The sequence below is a fragment of the Mycolicibacterium smegmatis genome (assembly GCF_001457595.1).
Lineage (GTDB): Bacteria > Actinomycetota > Actinomycetes > Mycobacteriales > Mycobacteriaceae > Mycobacterium > Mycobacterium smegmatis.
Genome location: NZ_LN831039.1, coordinates 6,671,542 through 6,688,308, shown reverse-complemented (window position 1 = coordinate 6,688,308; position 16,767 = coordinate 6,671,542). Strand labels below are relative to the sequence as shown.

The window sequence follows — 16,767 nt, the reverse complement described above, 5'->3', positions numbered from 1 at the left end:
TCGTGGGTAGGCATCTCGACGCCGCAAAGGCGCACTTCGGCCGTGACGCGGGTGGTCTGCTGGAAGGCGGCCGCTACTCGCTGGTGCACACGCGCAGCCTCGAATTCGACGAACTGAGGCCCTACGTCCGGGGCGACGACGTCCGCGACATCGACTGGAAGGCCACGGCGCGGTCGGGGCACACCCTGATCAAACGCTTCGTCTCGGAGAAGCACCACAAGATCCTGGTGGTGGCCGACGGCGGCCGCAACATGTCCGCCATGGCACCGTCGACAGAGCTGAAAAGGGATGTGGCACTGAACCTCATCGGTGCGATCGGCCTCATCACACTGCCCCGTTCCGACGAGATCGGCATGGTGGCGGGAGACCGTCGTGGGTGCGTGGACATCAGGTTGCGCCGCGGCGAGACCCACATCGAGAGCATGCTGCACCGGTTCCACCACCACACGACCACCGAACCCGGACCGAGTGACGTCGCGACACAGCTCGAATGGGTTGCGCGCCATCACCGCCACCGACTGCTGGTGTTCGTGGTGTCCGACGAACCCGAGATCACCGACCGCCTGGACGCGGTGCTGCGTCCCCTGACCGCCCGCCACGATGTGCTGTGGCCCATGATCGCCGACATGCCCGCGCTGGGCACCGGGGAGCAGCGGGGCTACGAGGTGTCCGACGGACGGCTCATCGCCGACGATCTGGGGGCCGACGTGCTGCAGGCGTACCGGCGTGCGGAGGAACAACGGCGGCAAAGGCTTTCGGAGTTCTTGACCGGGCATCGTATACCGCACACCAGGGTCACCGGGAGTGCGCGCATCCGGACGGCTCTCACCGCGATGACCGGGGTGTACGCGCGTGCCGGATGACCTGCTGGGACACCTGATCGGCCCCACACCCTATTCGGCGGTGTGGCTGTGGGTCGCCATCGCACTCACCGTGGCCCTCATCGGTTGGTACACGGCTGTTTTCGCGTTCACCAGTCCCGGCCGTCAGGTGCCGATGCTGACCGCGGTCCGCACCGAGATCGCCAAACGCCGGTACGCGCGGGCCGTGCGCGCCATTACAACACGGCTGCGTGGCGGTGAACTCACGGCCACGCAGGCCGCCGCCGAACTGAGCCGCCAGGTGCGCGACTTCCTGCACGCAGTGACCGGTGTGCGAGCGCAGTACATGCAGGTCGACGACATCGCCGACGGTGAACTGGCGTCCGCCGCGCCACTGCTGTCGGATCTGACAGATCTCCAGTTCAACCGGCGCACCATGGTCGATGCCGCGGACGCGGGCCGTGCGGCCGAGGAGCTGATCCGCACATGGACCTGACCTGGTGGATCGTCGCGATCGTCGGCTGTGTCGCACTGGCGGCGTGCGTCATGGCGGCGTTGCTGTGGCGACGGGACGAAACACTCGGCGATCTGCGCCCGTTGGCCAACACCGCGCGCCTGACCGGGCTGCCGGAATACGTTCGCGCGGTGCGGATGCGCGTGCTGAGCGCATGTGCGACGGCAGCCTTGCTGGTCGTGGCCTTCGTCGCGGCGGTCGCTGCCGCGGCGCGGCCGACGGGCCTGCCGTCGGCGACGCAGAGCGCCCCGGCCGCGCAACCCGAGGATGTCATTGTGTGCATCGGCGCGCCGCTGGACGATCCCGCCGTCACCACGACGCTGCGCTGGTTCGCCGGCCGCATACCGGCATTCGGCACCGAACGAATCGGACTGACCTCGGGCAACCGCCGCGTCGTACCACTCACACGCGACTATCAGTACGCGGCCGCGCAATTCGGTGGTTACGCCACCGGGCAGGCCGACGGTGCTCCGTTCGTGTCGCCGGTGTCCTACACCGACTACGCCCGCAATGTCGAGGACCTCATGGCGTTGTGTCTGACGGGTTTTCCCGCGTTCGACGAGGCCGCGCCGCAGCGGCGATCACTGGTCTACGTCGGCCCGCAGCCCACCACCGGTGCCGGTCAGTTGTTCACCGCCGACCGGGTCCGGGAGATGGCCCAGACCGCGGGCGTGCAGGTCAACGTCATCACCGACACCGAGGGGGCACTCGACCGCCTCGCCGCGGGCACGGGCGGCCGGTCCTACCGCGCCGATGCCAACGTGGCCTCGGCGCTCACCGAGATCCGGCAGCACCCGCCCGAAGCGCGCGTCGAGGGCGAGGCACAGGTGCGCTCGGCCGAGACCCCCGACATCCCGCTGCTGGTGGCGCTGTGCGCGGTGCTGGCCCTGTCGGTTCTGCCGCTGTGCAGGAGGCGCACATGAGCCTGCACCCCGTCCTGCCCCCTCTCGTGCTCGCCGTGCTCGCCGCCGCGGTGCTCGCCGCGCGGATCACGACGTGGCGAACCGGCGGGGTCACCCGGTGGCGGTGGGCCGGTCTCACTACGGCCGCGTTCCTGCTGCTCGTCGCGGCGCTGCGCCCGACGTTCGGCGACGACGGCCAGGAGTCCGTCCGTGCGGCCGGTGACCGCGAGCCCAACGTGTTCGTCCTCGTCGACCGTTCACCCGCCATGGCCCGTCACATGGCCGCCGCACGCGACGACATCACGCAGTTGATCGACCGCCATCCCGACGCACGGTTCGCGGTCATCACGTTCACCTCGCGGCCCACGGTCACCTGGCCGCTTTCGGCCGACACGTGGAGCCTGCGCCCGGTCGTCGCCGCACTCGGGACCGACACCGGGGCCGATGCCGAGCAGGCCAACGTCGGCGCGGCAGGCAACGTGCTGCGCTATCAGCTCATCAGCGCACAACAGCAGTTCCCTCGCGCGGCTAACCTCGTGTACTACCTGGGTGCGGGGGCGCCCGGATCGCAAGCGCCGCAACGCGAGTTCGACCTGCCCGAGGGTGCCGTCGACGGAGGTGCGGTGCTCGGCTTCGGCGGTGCGGGCGCACAGCGGTTGCGCGCGGTCGCCGATCAGATCGGGGTCCCGTACGCCGACGACCTCTCGGATGTGCCTGCGGATGCCGCCGATTCGGCGGCGGGCACGCCGGCGGCCGGGGCGTCACGGGTCGAGATCTACTGGCTCCCGGCCGGTATCGCCGCGATCCTGGTGCTCGCCGAACTGTACCTGGTGCTGCGCGAACTGCGGCGCAACACCGAGACGGTGGTGCCGGCATGAGGCGGCGTCTGCTGGTGTACTCGGCTCCGGTCGCGGTGGTGACGGTGCTGATCATCGTCAAGCTGTTGTCGGTCGTGGTGGCAGGCCGCTCGGTGACATCGGACTACGCCGAGCGCGACGCCGGCGCGATGGCCGGTGGAGTCTCGGTGCTGCGTGTGTTCAACGTCGTCGAACCCGCCAAGGCCCACATCGCCGAGGGAGCCCGCGCCGTGCTGGAGGACCGGCTCACCGATGCAGAACAGCAGTACGCCCAGGCGCTGGGAATCGCCGACACGTGCCCGGTGCGCGTGGACCTCGCACTCGTCCGCGAGACGCTCGGTGACCGGGCCGCCTCCCGGTTCGCCACCCCGGCCGCGATCGCCCACTACGAAGCCGCACGCGACGTGGTGGCGCGCGCCCCGCAGGGCTGCTTCACCGGCAACGACGACCCCGATCCGCAGCGCCGGGACATCCGGGAGCAGGCGCAGGCCCGGTTGGACGACAAGCTCACCGCGATGCGGACCGCGGCGCCGCCGCCCCCACCACCCCCGCCGCCCGCGGCGGCGCCCGTGCCGCCTCCTGCCGGCGCGGGTGGCACACCGCCGGACACCGACACCGGTGATCGCCTCAACCCCGGGACGGGGGACCCGTTGGAGCGCCTGCAGCAGATCCTGCGTGATGCCGCGGCGTGAGGGAGTTCGGATAGGGTCCACGTCGGACGGATCTCGGCGTGAAGGACGGGCATGGCAGGGGCAGACGGGCTGACGGCGCGCGAGGCCAAGCGCCTGCAGACCCGTGAACGTCTGATGGGCGCGGCGATCGCCGAGTTCAAACGCGCGGGCATGGCCGACGCCGACGTCGGCACGATCGTGGCCGCGGCCGGAGTCGCGCACGGCACGTTCTTCTTCCATTTCCCCACCAAGGAGCACGTGCTGCTGGAACTCGAGCAGCGTGAGGAAGAGCGCATCGCCAAGCAGTTCGCCCAGTTCGTCAAGAAGCCGCACGATCTGGAGGCCGCGCTTCGCGAAATCGTGCGCCTGGTGATCGGCCTGGAGCGCCGCCTCGGCGACTTGCTGTTCAAAGACTTTCTGGCGCTGCACTTCTCGCAGACCCGTCCACGCGTCGACGAAGGCATGGAGCATCCGGTGATCGCCAGGGTGACCGAGGAGATCGAAGCGGCCCGGCAGCGTGGCGACGTCGCGGCCGACGTCAACCCGGTGAACAGTGCGGTGTTCTTCCTGCTGGGGTTCTACGCGCTTCTGGTCACCACGAACGACTGGCCCACACGCGACGAAGTGCTCGACGACTACGTGCGTCGCACGCTGCGCAGCATGCGGCCCTGACGTCCCGGATCCATGCGCCGCCGCAGCAGATCCAGCGCGTGCTCGGCCCACCGCACGTTCTCCTGTTCGAACGAGATCCCGCGCAGCAGCGTGAGATAGGGGCCGATGCGATCGGTGCCCGCCACGAACTCGTCCTCGCTGCGCCCTGCCAGCATGCGGATGCGCATGCGCTCGTACCGGGCGAGTTTCTCGGTAGCCCAGCGCAGTTGCTCGGTCACCGCGTCGCGCACGGCAGCCGCGTCACCGGCGTCGACCGCATTGACCTTGATGAGCAGTTCGTCGCGGATCGTCGAGGGTTTGGGCGCCTTGGCGGTGAACTCGCGCAGCGCTGCGCGCCCGGCGTCGGTGAGTGAGAACATGCGCTTGTTGGGCCTGCGCTCCTGCTCCACGACACGCGCTTCGATCAGACCGTCGGCCGCGAGGCGCTCGAGTTCGCGGTACAGCTGCTGTGGGGTGGCGGTCCAGAAATTGGCCACCGACGCGTCGAAACTCTTCGCCAGGTCATAGCCCGAGGACTCGCCTTCGAGAAGTGCGGCCAGCACCGCGTCGCGTAGCGCCACGGCCACACCATACGGGCCGGGTGCACAGATGGGTAGAGACGTTGATAGTCAACAAAGTGATTAGTACCACATAGACATATGCAGGTCAGCTGCCTAGCGTCAGGCTCACCTACTCAACAAAGTGACTACTCAGGGGGTCGGGATGCACCCGTTCCGTCAGGCCGTCGAGGCACGAGACACCGACGCGATGACCGCACTGCTGGCCGATGACGTGGTGTTCACCAGCCCCGTCGCGTACAAGCCCTATCCGGGCAAGGCCATCACCGCGGCCATCCTGCGCGGCGTGCTTCGCGTCTTCACCGATTTCCGGTACGTGCGCGAGATCGGCGACCCGAACGGCCGCGACCACGCCCTGATCTTCGAGGCCAAGGTCGATGGCAAGACCGTCAACGGCTGCGACTTCATCCACACCGACGACGACGGGCTCATCGACGACCTCATGGTCATGGTGCGCCCGCTGTCCGGCGCCCAGGCACTCGCCGAGGCGATGGGCGCGCAGTTCGACCGCATCCAGCGGGAAGCACTCGGGGAAGCGTGAGCATGAAGATCGGTCTGTCCATCAACTATGCCGGCGGCTTCAAGGACATCGCCGCCGAGGTCGCCGACCTCGAACGCGCGGGCCTCGACATCGTGTTCGTACCCGAGGCGTATTCGTTCGACGCCGTGAGCGGACTCGGCTATCTCGCGGCCCGTACCGACCGCGTGCAACTGGCCTCGGGCATCCTGCAGCTCTACACGCGCACACCGACTCTCACCGCGATGACCGCCGCAGGACTCGACTACGTCTCCGACGGTCGCTTCATCCTCGGCCTCGGTGCATCGGGGCCGCAGGTGATCGAGGGATTCCATGGCGTGCGCTACGACGCGCCCATCGCCAGGACGCGCGAGGTCGTGGAGATCTGCCGCCGGGTGTGGCGCCGTGAGCGCCTGCAGTACGAGGGCAAGCACTACACCGTTCCGCTGCCCGCCGATCAGGGGACGGGTCTGGGCAAGGCGCTCAAGCTCATCAATCAACCGGTCCGCGAACGTATTCCAGTGCTGCTCGCGGCGCTGGGGCCCAAGAACGTCGAGCTGGCCGCCGAGATCGCCGAAGGCTGGCAACCCATCTTCTTCCTGCCCGAGAAGGCCGCCACGGTTTGGGGTGATGCACTGAAAGCCGGAAAGGCAAAACGTGATCCGGCCCTGGGTGAGCTCGATGTGTACGCCGGTCCGGTGCTCGCGATCGGTGACAACGTCGAACCGTTGCGCGAGTTCGTGAAGCCGCACCTCGCGCTGTACATCGGCGGCATGGGCGCCAAGGGCAAGAACTTCTACCACTCGCTGGCCACGAGCTACGGGTACGGGGCCGAGGCCGACCGCATCCAGGAGCTGTACCTCGCCGGTGATAAAGACGCCGCCGCCAAGGCCGTACCGGACGATTTGGTCCGCGACGTCAACCTCATCGGAAGCGCGGGGTTTGTCAGAGAACGCATCGCGGCCTACCGCGAAGCCGGTGTCACGACCCTCAACGTCGTGCCGATCGGCGAGACCGCAGCGGACCGGGTGCGTCTCATCGAGCAACTGCGCGAACTCGTCTAGCTCTCTGCCGGGCAGCGCAGCAGCAGCCCGCAAGCTGACGGGTTGGTCTCGGGCACCTAACGATTCGGTGGCGCCACGGCGCTGACGACACCGTCAGCAGCAAAGCGGTGGTTGAGTGGTGATCGATGTTCCACAAGGCCTTCTCACTCAGTCACACCGTCGCCGCTGCGGCGGCCCTCACAGTGCTCGGCCTGGCAGCACCAACCGCGGCGGCAGCTCCCGCGGCCGACGCGCAAGGATATGAGGACTCCACGGCCCGCTGTGCCAGCGCCGATGACACGGTGCTCTTCGGCAGCACCGACCTGTCGCGGATCGCGATCTGCAAGGTGTCGGGAGGCGGCTACGAGTACCGGGGTGTGCGGTTGCGCGACGGCGCCAAGCTGATCATTCCCGCGACACGTTCCGACGACGGGGCCTTCTTGGCCGAGAACGCCGGGGTCGAGTATCTGGTGACCTCGAAGTCGCTGGTGGTGAGCACCGGCGAGAAGGTGATCCGGGAAGAGACCATGGTCGACTTCCACGGCCCGAGTTCGGGGCCAGGTCCGGGACCGGCCGCGAGCGCGCCGAAATCCACGACACCGACCACGCCGTTGCCGCCGCCACTGCCCGCCGAGGTCGGGGGCAGCGCGGCCAAGGCGAGCGGTTAGGGCCCGGCTCTAGGGCGCCAAGGCAATCAGAAGACGGACGAGTTCGGCCTGTCGGTGGGTCTCCGTCTTCTCGAAGATGTGGCGGAGGTGTGTTCGGACGGTGGTGGGCGACACCGAGAGCGCCTCGGCCGTCGCCGCGACGCCCTCGCACCGCAGGATGCGCAGCGCGACGAGGGCCTCCGCGTCGGTCAACCCGTACAGGTGACGCAGCAGTTCCGCGGGGGGCTCCGGTTCCGATGTCGGATCGATGATCGCCACCAGCGCGCTCGATGCGGTGGGAAGCACGTGGATCACGTATGGGCGCTCACCAGATGGCCGTGAGCAGAGCAAGGTCGTCCCACGGGGCGCAGATGTCGGATCGAATTCTGCTGGGGCACACAGTGCGCCGGCGATACCGCGGTGCAGTGCGCGATCGACGGCGGCGTTGTCAGCTTCCAATCTGCCGCCGCGCGTGTGCAATCCGTCGCGTACACGCAGAACCCGCTCGGCGCTGCTGTTGGCGTGCACGACGCGATGCGACGTGTCCACCAGGACGATCCCGTGCCGGAACACGTCGACCGCGCGCAGGGCCGCCTCTGTGTCGAGGGTGTCGTCGGGGGCGCCGTCGCGGATGGCGTCGGGGACGGGCGCGTCGATGCCCTTGAGGTGACGGTGGATACGCAGCGCCTGTTGCAGGTGCGGCACGATGGCGCTCAGGAGGCGGATGCGCTCGGCGGTGCAGAAGGGGCCTGCGGGTGTGTTGCCGGGCGCGGCCACCAGGAAACACGTCGGCAGTGCACCGTCGGTGAGCCGCACGAACAAACCGTCGTCCATCCGGTGCGGGCGCATCCAGTCGACACCGAACTCGGAATCCACCTTGGGCGTGATGATCTCCGGTCCGGTCCGCACCAGTCCGACGGGCCCCGACTCGACCGCACTCAGCACGTAGTCGATGTGCCGGTAGTACGCGATGTAACTCGCCTTGGCGTCCTCGGGCACGTTGGTCTGCACCACCGAACGCGTGCCGTCGGCCGCGATGAGGAGGCCGCCGCCCGTCGCGCACAACGTCCGGCTGATCCCGGCGATCGCGGTCAACCATCGTTGCGGTGCGATCGCCGAGGCGTAGATCTCCGACGTCAGATGAGAGAACTCATCGATCGTGACCATCGGACGCCGCCTTCGACCCGCCCTGACTGCTGGCCTGATCGTAAGCCGCACACCACCGTCGCCACGAGGCATCGGTGGGTGGCAGCGTCAGCCGAGCGAGGCGTGCAGTTCGAGCGTCGCGGCGACCGCGTTGGCGGCCTCCGCGCCCTTCTTGACGAAGTGCTCGGTGAAGTACCGCACGTGCTCGTCGTGCTCGTGGAAGTTATGCGGCGTGAGCACCACCGAGAACACCGGGACGTCGGTGTCGAGCTGCACGCGCATCAGGCCGTCGATCACCGCGGTCGCGACGAACTCGTGCCGGTAGATGCCGCCGTCGACCACCAGGCCTGCGGCCGCGATCGCGCGGTAGCGCCCCGTCTCGGCGAGTCGTTTCGCCGTGAGCGGGATCTCGAACGCTCCCGGTACCTCGAAGAACTCCAACGTGTCACTGGAAAAACCCAGCTCGTTGATCCGGTCGGTGAACCCGGCCCGCGCTTGATCGACGATGTTGCGATGCCAGGTGGCTTGTACGAACGCGATCCGGGTGGCGACGTCAGACATGTAGCGAACTATTTCACGACCTCACCGCTCGCCCAGATACGCATCGGCCCACGCGCCGATGATGCGCCCGGCCCGGCGTGCCTGACCCGGGCCGGTGAGCAGGTGTTCGGACCCCTCCAGGGAGACGAAGCTGCGCGGATGTCGCGCGGTCTGGAAGATGTGGCTCGCGTTCTCGATACCGACGGTGTTGTCGGTCGGGGAGTGCAGGATCAGCAGCGGCAGGCGCAGGTTCTTGATCTTGTCCCGCAATTGCGCGGCGCGCACGTCCTCGACGAACGCGCGCTTGAGGGTCAGGGTCCGTCCACCCACCATCCACTCGCCGCTGCCCTCGGCCAGCACCTGCTCCAGGCATGCGTCGTACTGGTGCTCGACGTGCACCGGGTCGACCGGTGCCCCGACCGTCACGACAGCGCGCACGCTGGGGATCTGCCGCGCCGCGGCCAGCACCGCCGCGCCGCCGAACGAATGCCCGACCAGGATGTCGGGCGGTGTGCCGCGCTCGGCCATGAACCGGCCGGCCTCGATGATGTCGTTGACCTTGACCGTGAACGATCCGTCGCCCCAGTCACCGTCGGAGTCGCCGAGGCCGAGCGCGTCGAAACGCAGCATGCCGATGCCCTCGCTCGCGAGTTGCTTGCAGATGCGCGAGCAGGCGGGCGAGTTCTTGCCGAGGGTGAACCCGTGCGAGAAAACACCCCAGCCACGTACCTCGCCCTCGGGCAGGTCGATGGCGCCTGCCAGCATCGGGCCGGTCGAACTGGGGAACTTGACGCGTTCAGCCATGGGGGAGGTTTATCACGCCCCGCGGGTGTCGTGCGCGTCCGAGCTGCGGTTATCCGACCGCGCCGAGCGAGTCCGCAGGCAGACTCCGTAGTGTGGTCAGGTCCACCTGTGAAGTCGTCAGGGAAATGGGGAGCAGGTTCGTGCCTCTGAACACCATCGCGCTGGAGCTCGTGCCGCCGAACGTCGAGCGCGGCGCCTCGTACGCGGTCGAAGAGGCCCACAAGGTGCTCGCAATCGCCGCCGAGACCGGCATCGAAGGCCGGATCCGGCATGTCATGATCCCCGGGATGATCGACGAGGACGACGACCGTCCCATCGAGATGAAGCCCAAGATGGACGTCCTCGAATACTGGAACATCATCCGGCCCGAGCTGCCCGGCCTGCGCGGCCTGTGCACTCAGGTCACGTCGTTCCTGGGTGAGGAGGCGCTGCGTGAGCGCCTGACGGCGCTCAGCGGCGCCGGTTTCGACGGCATCTCGTTCGTGGGCGTCCCGCGCACCATGAAGGACGGCGAGGGGGAGGGCGTCGCACCCACCGATGCGCTGTCGATCTACGCCGACCTGGTGCCCAACCGCGGCGCGATCCTGATCCCGACGCGCGAGGGCGAACAGGGGCGGTTCAACTTCAAGTGCGACCAGGGCGCGACGTACGGCATGACGCAGCTGCTGTACTCCGACGCCATCGTGGGATTTCTCACCGAGTTCGCCAAGACCACCGAGCACCGTCCGGAGATCCTGCTGTCGTTCGGCTTCGTGCCGAAGATGGAGGCCAAGGTCGGGCTGATCAACTGGCTCATCCAGGACCCGGGCAATCCGGCCGTCGCGGCCGAACAGGAGTTCGTCTCGCGTCTGGCCGAGCAGGATCCCGCCGAGAAGCGGCGGTTGATGGTCGACCTCTACAAGCGCGTCATCGACGGTGTCGGCCAGCTCGGCTTTCCCTTGAGCGTCCACTACGAGGTGGCGTACGGCGTCTCCCGTCCCGCGTTCGAGACCCTGGCCGAGATGCTCGAGTACTGGTCGCCTGACCAGGGCTGATTTTTCTGGTACCTCTTACGCACCGAGCTGGTCGCCCGTGCGGCGACGACGGCTGCGGCGACTGACTTCAACAGTTTGTAGAGAAGATTTCAACAAATTGTTGTAGCGTTCGGCGCATCGCACCGCTCACCGCTCTGTGGAGGTCTCTGATGCCATCAACGCTGCGTACCCGCCTGAGCAGTCGCCACCGCCCGGGTGTGCTGCTCGCCGCCCTGCTGCTGACGGCAGGCGCCGCCGTCGCCTGCAGCGCCGAAGACGCCGCCGCGGGGGACGCCCAGGCCCCCGGCACCGCGTCGGCGATCCCCGACAACACCGAGGTGATCGCCGCGATCGAGGCCGACCCGGCGCTGAGCGCGGCGCTGCCGCCGGCGATCGCGCAGTCCAAGACCATCAACCTCGGCTCGAACATCCAGTCGGCGCCCAACAACTTCTACGCCGGTGACGGCAAGACGCCGATCGGTTACGAGGTGGACCTCGCCAAGGCCATCGCGGCCAAACTCGGCGTCCAGGCCAAGCACCAGGACATGGCGTTCGGGTCGCTCATCACCAGCCTGCAGTCCGGCCGCGTCGACATGACCATGGCCGCGATGAACGACACCAAGGAACGTCAGCAGCAGATCGACTTCGTCGACTACTTCTCGTCGGGCATCACGATCATGATCCAGAAGGGCAACCCCGAGAACATCACCGGCCCGGACTCGTTGTGCGGCAAGAACGTCGCCGTCGTCCAGGGCACCAGCCACCAGAAATTCGCCGCCGCGCAGAGCCAGCGGTGCGAACAGGAGGGCAAGCCCGCCGTGAACGTCACGGCCACCGACAGCGACACGCAGAACCAGAACCAGCTGCGCACCGGACGCGTCGCGGCGATCCTCAACGATCTGCCCAGCGCGGTCTACATCTCCCGCACCGCGGGCGACGGCAACGCGTTCGAGGTCGTGCCAGGACCGCCGATCGAGGGCGGCCCGTACGGCATCGGCTTCAACAAGGACAACGTCGCACTGCGCGAGGCGGTGGCCAAGGCCCTCGGCGAACTGATGACCGACGGCACCTACGAGACGATCCTGCAGAGCTGGGGCGTCGAGCAGGGCGCGCTGAAGGAGCCCGCGATCAATGGCGGTAGCTGAGCCCCTGCCGATCGTCCGGCTCCGGCACTGGGGCCGGTGGGTCGGCGCCGCCGTCATCGTCGCGGCCCTCGTCCTGCTGTTCATCGCGCTGTCGCGCGCACAGATCAAGTGGTCGTCGGTGCCCGACTTCGTGGTCTACCGCGTCATGGCCGTCGGCCTGGTCAACACCGTGCTGCTCGCGCTCGTCGCGCAGGCCGCGGCGATCGTCATCGGGGTCGGCATCGCGCTGCTGCGACGCAGCGCGAACCCCGTCGCGCGGTGGTTCGCCGCGGCCTACATCTGGTTGTTCCGCGGTCTTCCGGTGCTGTTGCAGATCCTCATCTGGTACAACCTCGCGTTGGTCATCCCGGTGATCTCGATCCCGCTGCCCATGGGCGGGTATCTGCTGCAGGAACCCACCAACGCACTGGTGAGCGCGTTCACCGCGGCGCTGCTCGGCCTGGCGCTCAACGAAAGCGCGTACATGGCCGAGATCGTGCGGGCCGGCCTGAACAGCGTCGACTCCGGACAGGTCGAGGCCGCCAAGTCCATCGGCATGACCCCGGCGCAGACCCTGCGCCGGATCGTGCTGCCGCAGGCCATGCGCGTGATCATCCCGCCCACCGGCAACGACTTCATCGACATGTTGAAGGGCACGTCGATCGCATCGGTGATCGGTGTGACCGAACTGCTGCACGCCGCCAACAACATCTCGTCCAACAACCTGCTGGTGATGGAAACCCTTTTCGCCGCGGCGATCTGGTACATGGTGGTGGTCACGCTCGCCGGTTTCGGGCAGCACTACCTGGAACGGTGGTTCGGCGGCGCCGAACGCAGCGCCGCCGCACAGGCCACCAGGGCCCTGCGCGCGGTGCCGTTGAAGAGGAGTGCCCGTGTCTGAACCCTTGCTGCGCGCGGTCGGCGTGCGAAAGAGCTACGGCCACACCGAGGTTCTGCGTGGCATCGACCTCGAAGTGCGCCGCGGCGAGGTGGTGTGCCTGCTCGGCCCGTCGGGTGCCGGCAAGAGCACGTTCTTGCGCTGCCTCAACCATCTGGAGACCATCGACGCCGGGCAGGTGTGGGTGGACGGCGAACCCATCGGGTTCGCGCTGCGCGACGGCAAGCTCCACGAGTTGCGCGAGCGCGACGTCGCCAGGCAGCGCCGCGACATCGGGATGGTGTTCCAGCGCTTCAACCTGTTCGGACACCGGACCGCGTTGGAGAACATCATCGAAGGTCCGGTCCGGGTACGCGGAGTCTCACCCGACGTCGCCCGCCGGGAAGGTATGGAACTGCTGGAGCGGGTCGGCCTGGCCGACCGCGCCGACGCGTTCCCCGCGCAACTGTCCGGCGGGCAGCAGCAGCGCGTGGCGATCGCGCGCTCGCTCGCGATGAAACCCAAACTGATGCTGTTCGACGAGCCGACCTCCGCACTCGACCCCGAATTGGTCGGTGAGGTGCTGGCCGTGATGAACAGCCTGGCCCGGGAAGGGATGACGATGGTCGTGGTGACACACGAGATCGGTTTCGCCGCAGAGGCCGCCGACGAGGTGGTGTTCATGGCCGACGGCACGGTCGTCGAGACCGGTCCGCCCGACCGCGTGCTGAAAGACCCCGAGCACGAACGCACCCGCCAGTTCCTGGCGCGGGTGCTCGCGTGAGGCCCATCTCGCCGCGCTACCTGCTGCAGTTCACCGAGTCGGCCGGGTACCTGGACTTCGCGCGGTTCGGCCCACCGTCGTACGCGGTCCTCGACGCGACCGCGCGCCTGTCGGAGCAGTCGGCGCACGCGGGCCCCGCCACCGTCGACGAACTGATGCGCCAAGAGGTGCGTGCCAAGGCGGCCGCGGCCCGGCTGTGCGGCAGCGACACCGATCACATTGTGCTGCAGCCGCATACGAGCATGGGCCTGTTGCAGGCCGCGTTCAGTGTGCCCGGCGGGACGGTGTTGGTGTCCGAGGCCGAGTTCCCGGCCAACACCTACCCGTGGGCGCGCGCCGAACAGACGGGCCGGGTCACGGTGCGCCGTCTTCGGGCGGGACACGTGACGCCCGACGCGGTGGCCGAGGCCCTGACCGACGACGTCACCGTGGTGTCGGTGAGCGCCGTGGATTTCCGCACCGGGTACCGCGCGGACCTGGCTGCGCTGCGCGACGTGATCGGCGACCGGTTGTTCGTCGTCGACGGCATCCAGGGGTTCGGCGTCATCGAGGCGCCGTGGGAGGTGGCCGACGTGCTGGTGGTCGGCGGGCAGAAGTGGCTGCGCGCCGGGTGGGGCACGGGTTTCACCAAGCTGTCCGACCGCATGCTCGAACGCATGGACCCGGTGCTCTCGGGCTGGACCGGCGCGCGTGACCCCGGTCTGTTCGACAACACCATCCACCCGCCCGAGAGCACTGCCGCGGCGTGGTCGATCTCCAACCTGAGTCCCGTGACCTCCGGCGCGTTCGCCGAGGCGCTCGAACTCGTGGAGGACGCCGGGGTCGCGGCCATCGCCGCGCGTATCGCCGAGCGGGTCGACGCTCTGCAGGACATGCTCGAATCCCTGGGGGCGACAATTGTTTCGGCCACCGACCGCCGCGCGGGCATCCTGGCGTTCACGCTGCCCGGGCAACCGGCCGAACAGGTGGGCATCGCGCTCAACTCGGCGGGTATCGCCGCGACCGTGCGCCCCGAACATGTGCGGTTGTCGCCGCACGCGTCGACATCGCTGGACGTCGTCGATGAGGTCCGGTCCGCACTGACCGCACTCGCCAGGGCCCGAACCGCCACGCCCGCACCACCTTCGGCGTCCGGACCGGCCACGCACGAGCTGCTCACGTCGCTGGTGCCTGCCGTGCACGGCCTTGCGGCCATGCTGGGACCGGGCAACGAGGTACTGCTGCACGACCTTTCGCGGCTGCCCGATTCGATCGTGGCGATCGCCGGGGATCTCACGGGCCGGACCGTCGGCGGTCCCATGACCGACCTGCTGCTGGGGTTGATCCGTCGCGGCACCACGCAGGACCTGATCAACTACCGCACCAACAGTCCCGACGGCAGGCCGATCCGCTCGTCGACGTTGTTCCTGCGTGACGCCGACGGCGTCGCCGTCGGCTGTCTGTGTGTGAACAGCGCGATGGCAGAGACTGTTGCGGCCGATGCACCCGAGCAGCCCGAGACCTTCCCCCGCGACATCGACAGCCTGCAGCGGTTCCTCATCGACCGGGCGATCGCCAAGGTGGGAGTGCCGCCGGCGGAGATGAAGAAGCAGCACAAGGCCGCGGTGGTGCGTGAACTCGACGAGGCCGGGTTCTTCCTGATCCGTGACTCGGTGGAGCACGTCGCGGGCCAACTCGACGTGACGCGCTACACGATCTACAACTACCTCACCGAGGTGCGCGGCTGATCAGGCTGGGGGAGAGCCCTTACATATGCATCTCAGTGGAACCATCACAAATCTGCAGCAACAGGTGCTGGCGGCGGAGTGCCCGTGGTGTCGGTAGGCCTGTATCTGATCGGTTGGGGAGAGGGCCAGAGGTCGCCGCGCTGCGCCATTGGGATGACGCGTCGGGCTCCGATACACGCAACCCGGCCTTTGCCTTGGACTCGGTATCGAGCCGAATGCATTGCGGTGGAGCCAGTCCGCCAGCGGGGAGCGTTCCGTGTATTGGCGCACACACCCTCTCTAGGGGCGTTTAAGCTGATGTGGCAAACGCTGGCCTTGCGGCAGCGTTAGGTTTTGCACAAGGGGGATGCATGGGTATACCGGCACGCGTTCATACGCGAGCGAGGGGACGGGCGACCTGGCGAATCACTAGTTCGGCGATCATGCGTGCGCCAGTTCGGCAAGTGATTGACGGTGGCGCATGACTTCGCTTCCACCGCCGCCGTCTGGCCCGCAGCAGCAGCGGGGTAATGGACCGACTCCGTCGAACGGGGACAAAGTTAAATGGATCTTCGGCGGGCTCGCCGTGGTCTTGGCTATCGCACTCGCGGTGGTGGTCACGGTGCTCATTGTCAAACCGGACAGCGAAAACGCGTCAGTTGCTGGAACGCCGAGCGGCCCTGAATCCGACCTTGCCAGCACTAGTGATACAAGTTCCGTCAATGTGATAACAGAGGACAGCACGTGTGACGCGTGGGGCTCCATCGGGCAACAACTTGCGACAGCGGAAGAGTCAGTCAACTGGGCAGATCGTGACTATAGAGTGCCCGCGACGTCCTGGAGCAGCAGCCAACGTGCCATGTATGAAACTGTCGCGAAGGCAATGACGGCTGCTGCCGAGAAAACGCGAAACTTGGAGACGCGAACACCACATCGGGTCTTGCGTGAAGTTTACGGTCAATTCGTCGCTTACACAGTACGATTCGTAGATCGCTTGCCCTCCTACGTTGAAAACGACGATGACTTGGCCGCCGTTGTGGATGGTCTGTCGTCCGCGCTCAGTGGAATTTGCTCTGGGGTGTCCTCGAAAGCGGCAGCGGCCGTCGAGCCGCTGCTGTCCGAGCCCGATGAGCCTTCTTCTGGCCTAGCAGGTTCGAGCGGGGCGGATTCGCAGCTCTTCATCGAGCGGGACTTGCCAGTGTGCGCCGAGTGGGAGTCCAATGCCAAGATGTTCGCGGACGAAGTAGCTCCATGGCGGGCAATCGATCCGAACATTCCGTACGGTGACTGGACCCGTGAGCAGCAGTCCGTCGTTGAAGAGGTCCGTCCGGTCATGTCCGCAAGCGCTGACGAGCTGGAACGCTTGGGTCGCCGGAGCGGAAACCCAGTATTTGAAGATTTCGCAGTTCTAGCTGCGCAATATCGCCGTGCGTTCGTCGCCGCACTGCCGGCCTACACCCCTAGAGACAATTCGCTGTCGGCAACCGCAACCTATCTTGTGAATAGTGTCCTTTGGGCTTGCAAAGCGGCGTCATGATGAAACATGCAACTGCAGAAGGTCAAAGGCGGTCA

Annotated in this window: 19 protein-coding genes; 15 read left to right on the top strand and 4 right to left on the bottom strand. The window is 67.5% G+C overall.

The genetic code is table 11. From position 1 onward, the window contains the following. The first annotated feature begins 2 nt into the window (after positions 1–2). Genes AT701_RS32435 through AT701_RS32410 form a run of 6 tightly spaced genes read left to right on the top strand, consistent with a single transcriptional unit; the run spans position 3 to position 4,437 of the window. Positions 3–863 carry a DUF58 domain-containing protein gene (locus AT701_RS32435; RefSeq protein WP_003898033.1) on the top strand — a complete coding sequence of 287 codons (861 nt, stop codon included), beginning with the start codon at positions 3–5 and terminating at the stop codon, positions 861–863. After that, positions 853–1,317, top strand: a complete 465-nt coding sequence (locus AT701_RS32430; protein WP_003898032.1) for a hypothetical protein — start codon at positions 853–855, stop codon at positions 1,315–1,317. Before AT701_RS32435 ends, AT701_RS32430 begins: the two co-directional genes overlap by 11 nt. Further along, positions 1,308–2,258: a vWA domain-containing protein gene (locus tag AT701_RS32425; RefSeq protein ID WP_058127347.1), complete on the top strand. Its 951-nt coding sequence runs from the start codon at positions 1,308–1,310 to the stop codon at positions 2,256–2,258. The genes AT701_RS32430 and AT701_RS32425 overlap by 10 nt, the downstream gene beginning before the upstream one ends. After that, complete coding sequence (locus tag AT701_RS32420; RefSeq protein WP_011731399.1) at positions 2,255–3,115, top strand: hypothetical protein; 861 nt, start codon at positions 2,255–2,257, stop codon at positions 3,113–3,115. Before AT701_RS32425 ends, AT701_RS32420 begins: the two co-directional genes overlap by 4 nt. Next, positions 3,112–3,786, top strand: a complete 675-nt coding sequence (locus AT701_RS32415; RefSeq protein ID WP_011731398.1) for a hypothetical protein — start codon at positions 3,112–3,114, stop codon at positions 3,784–3,786. Before AT701_RS32420 ends, AT701_RS32415 begins: the two co-directional genes overlap by 4 nt. Positions 3,787–3,837: 51 nt before the next feature. Then, on the top strand, positions 3,838–4,437 hold the full coding sequence (locus AT701_RS32410) for a TetR/AcrR family transcriptional regulator (RefSeq protein ID WP_011731397.1): 600 nt from the start codon (positions 3,838–3,840) through the stop codon (positions 4,435–4,437). Here the strand turns inward: AT701_RS32410 and AT701_RS32405 are convergent. Beyond that, a complete protein-coding gene (locus AT701_RS32405; protein WP_058127791.1) occupies positions 4,401–4,997 on the bottom strand; it encodes a PadR family transcriptional regulator in 597 nt (198 codons plus the stop codon). The two genes, AT701_RS32410 and AT701_RS32405, sit on opposite strands and share 37 nt — an antisense overlap. 142 nt (positions 4,998–5,139) lie before the next feature. On the opposite strand from AT701_RS32405, the gene AT701_RS32400 reads away from it, so the two are divergent. The 3 genes from AT701_RS32400 to AT701_RS32390 all read left to right on the top strand — a co-directional run bounded on the left by AT701_RS32400 (position 5,140) and on the right by AT701_RS32390 (position 7,222). Then, on the top strand, positions 5,140–5,535 hold the full coding sequence (locus AT701_RS32400; protein ID WP_058127346.1) for a nuclear transport factor 2 family protein: 396 nt from the start codon (positions 5,140–5,142) through the stop codon (positions 5,533–5,535). Positions 5,536–5,537: 2 nt separating this feature from the next. Next, the gene (locus AT701_RS32395; protein ID WP_058127790.1) at positions 5,538–6,575 is read left to right on the top strand and encodes an LLM class F420-dependent oxidoreductase; all 1,038 of its coding nucleotides are present in this window, start codon (positions 5,538–5,540) and stop codon (positions 6,573–6,575) included. 125 nt (positions 6,576–6,700) lie between these two features. Further along, positions 6,701–7,222: a hypothetical protein gene (locus AT701_RS32390; protein WP_003898023.1), complete on the top strand. Its 522-nt coding sequence runs from the start codon at positions 6,701–6,703 to the stop codon at positions 7,220–7,222. A 9-nt stretch (positions 7,223–7,231) separates the two neighbouring features. Here AT701_RS32390 and AT701_RS32385 read toward each other — a convergent pair whose 3' ends face one another. The 3 genes from AT701_RS32385 to AT701_RS32375 form a co-directional block, all read right to left on the bottom strand. Next, positions 7,232–8,368, bottom strand: a complete 1,137-nt coding sequence (locus AT701_RS32385) for a helix-turn-helix transcriptional regulator (protein ID WP_058127345.1) — start codon at positions 8,366–8,368, stop codon at positions 7,232–7,234. Positions 8,369–8,455: 87 nt separating this feature from the next. Continuing rightward, a complete protein-coding gene (locus tag AT701_RS32380) occupies positions 8,456–8,908 on the bottom strand; it encodes a 6,7-dimethyl-8-ribityllumazine synthase (protein ID WP_058127344.1) in 453 nt (150 codons plus the stop codon). Positions 8,909–8,929: 21 nt separating this feature from the next. After that, complete coding sequence (locus AT701_RS32375) at positions 8,930–9,691, bottom strand: alpha/beta hydrolase family protein (RefSeq protein WP_003898017.1); 762 nt, start codon at positions 9,689–9,691, stop codon at positions 8,930–8,932. 125 nt (positions 9,692–9,816) lie between these two features. Between AT701_RS32375 and AT701_RS32370 the strand changes: the two genes are divergently transcribed. The 6 genes from AT701_RS32370 (at position 9,817) to AT701_RS34980 (ending at position 16,732) form a co-directional block, all read left to right on the top strand. Beyond that, complete coding sequence (locus AT701_RS32370; RefSeq protein ID WP_080628242.1) at positions 9,817–10,725, top strand: 5,10-methylenetetrahydrofolate reductase; 909 nt, start codon at positions 9,817–9,819, stop codon at positions 10,723–10,725. 149 nt (positions 10,726–10,874) lie between these two features. Then, entirely contained in the window at positions 10,875–11,849 is a 975-nt protein-coding gene (locus tag AT701_RS32365) for an ABC transporter substrate-binding protein (protein ID WP_058127343.1), read from the top strand. Beyond that, positions 11,836–12,729, top strand: coding sequence for an amino acid ABC transporter permease (locus AT701_RS32360; protein WP_058127342.1), 894 nt, complete (start codon positions 11,836–11,838; stop codon positions 12,727–12,729). Before AT701_RS32365 ends, AT701_RS32360 begins: the two co-directional genes overlap by 14 nt. Next, complete coding sequence (locus AT701_RS32355; RefSeq protein WP_011731387.1) at positions 12,722–13,489, top strand: amino acid ABC transporter ATP-binding protein; 768 nt, start codon at positions 12,722–12,724, stop codon at positions 13,487–13,489. Before AT701_RS32360 ends, AT701_RS32355 begins: the two co-directional genes overlap by 8 nt. Beyond that, positions 13,486–15,216: an aminotransferase class V-fold PLP-dependent enzyme gene (locus AT701_RS32350; protein WP_058127341.1), complete on the top strand. Its 1,731-nt coding sequence runs from the start codon at positions 13,486–13,488 to the stop codon at positions 15,214–15,216. The genes AT701_RS32355 and AT701_RS32350 overlap by 4 nt, the downstream gene beginning before the upstream one ends. A gap of 460 nt (positions 15,217–15,676) precedes the next feature. Next, on the top strand, positions 15,677–16,732 hold the full coding sequence (locus AT701_RS34980; RefSeq protein WP_157892609.1) for an ESX-1 system-associated protein: 1,056 nt from the start codon (positions 15,677–15,679) through the stop codon (positions 16,730–16,732). Positions 16,733–16,767 lie beyond the last annotated feature (35 nt).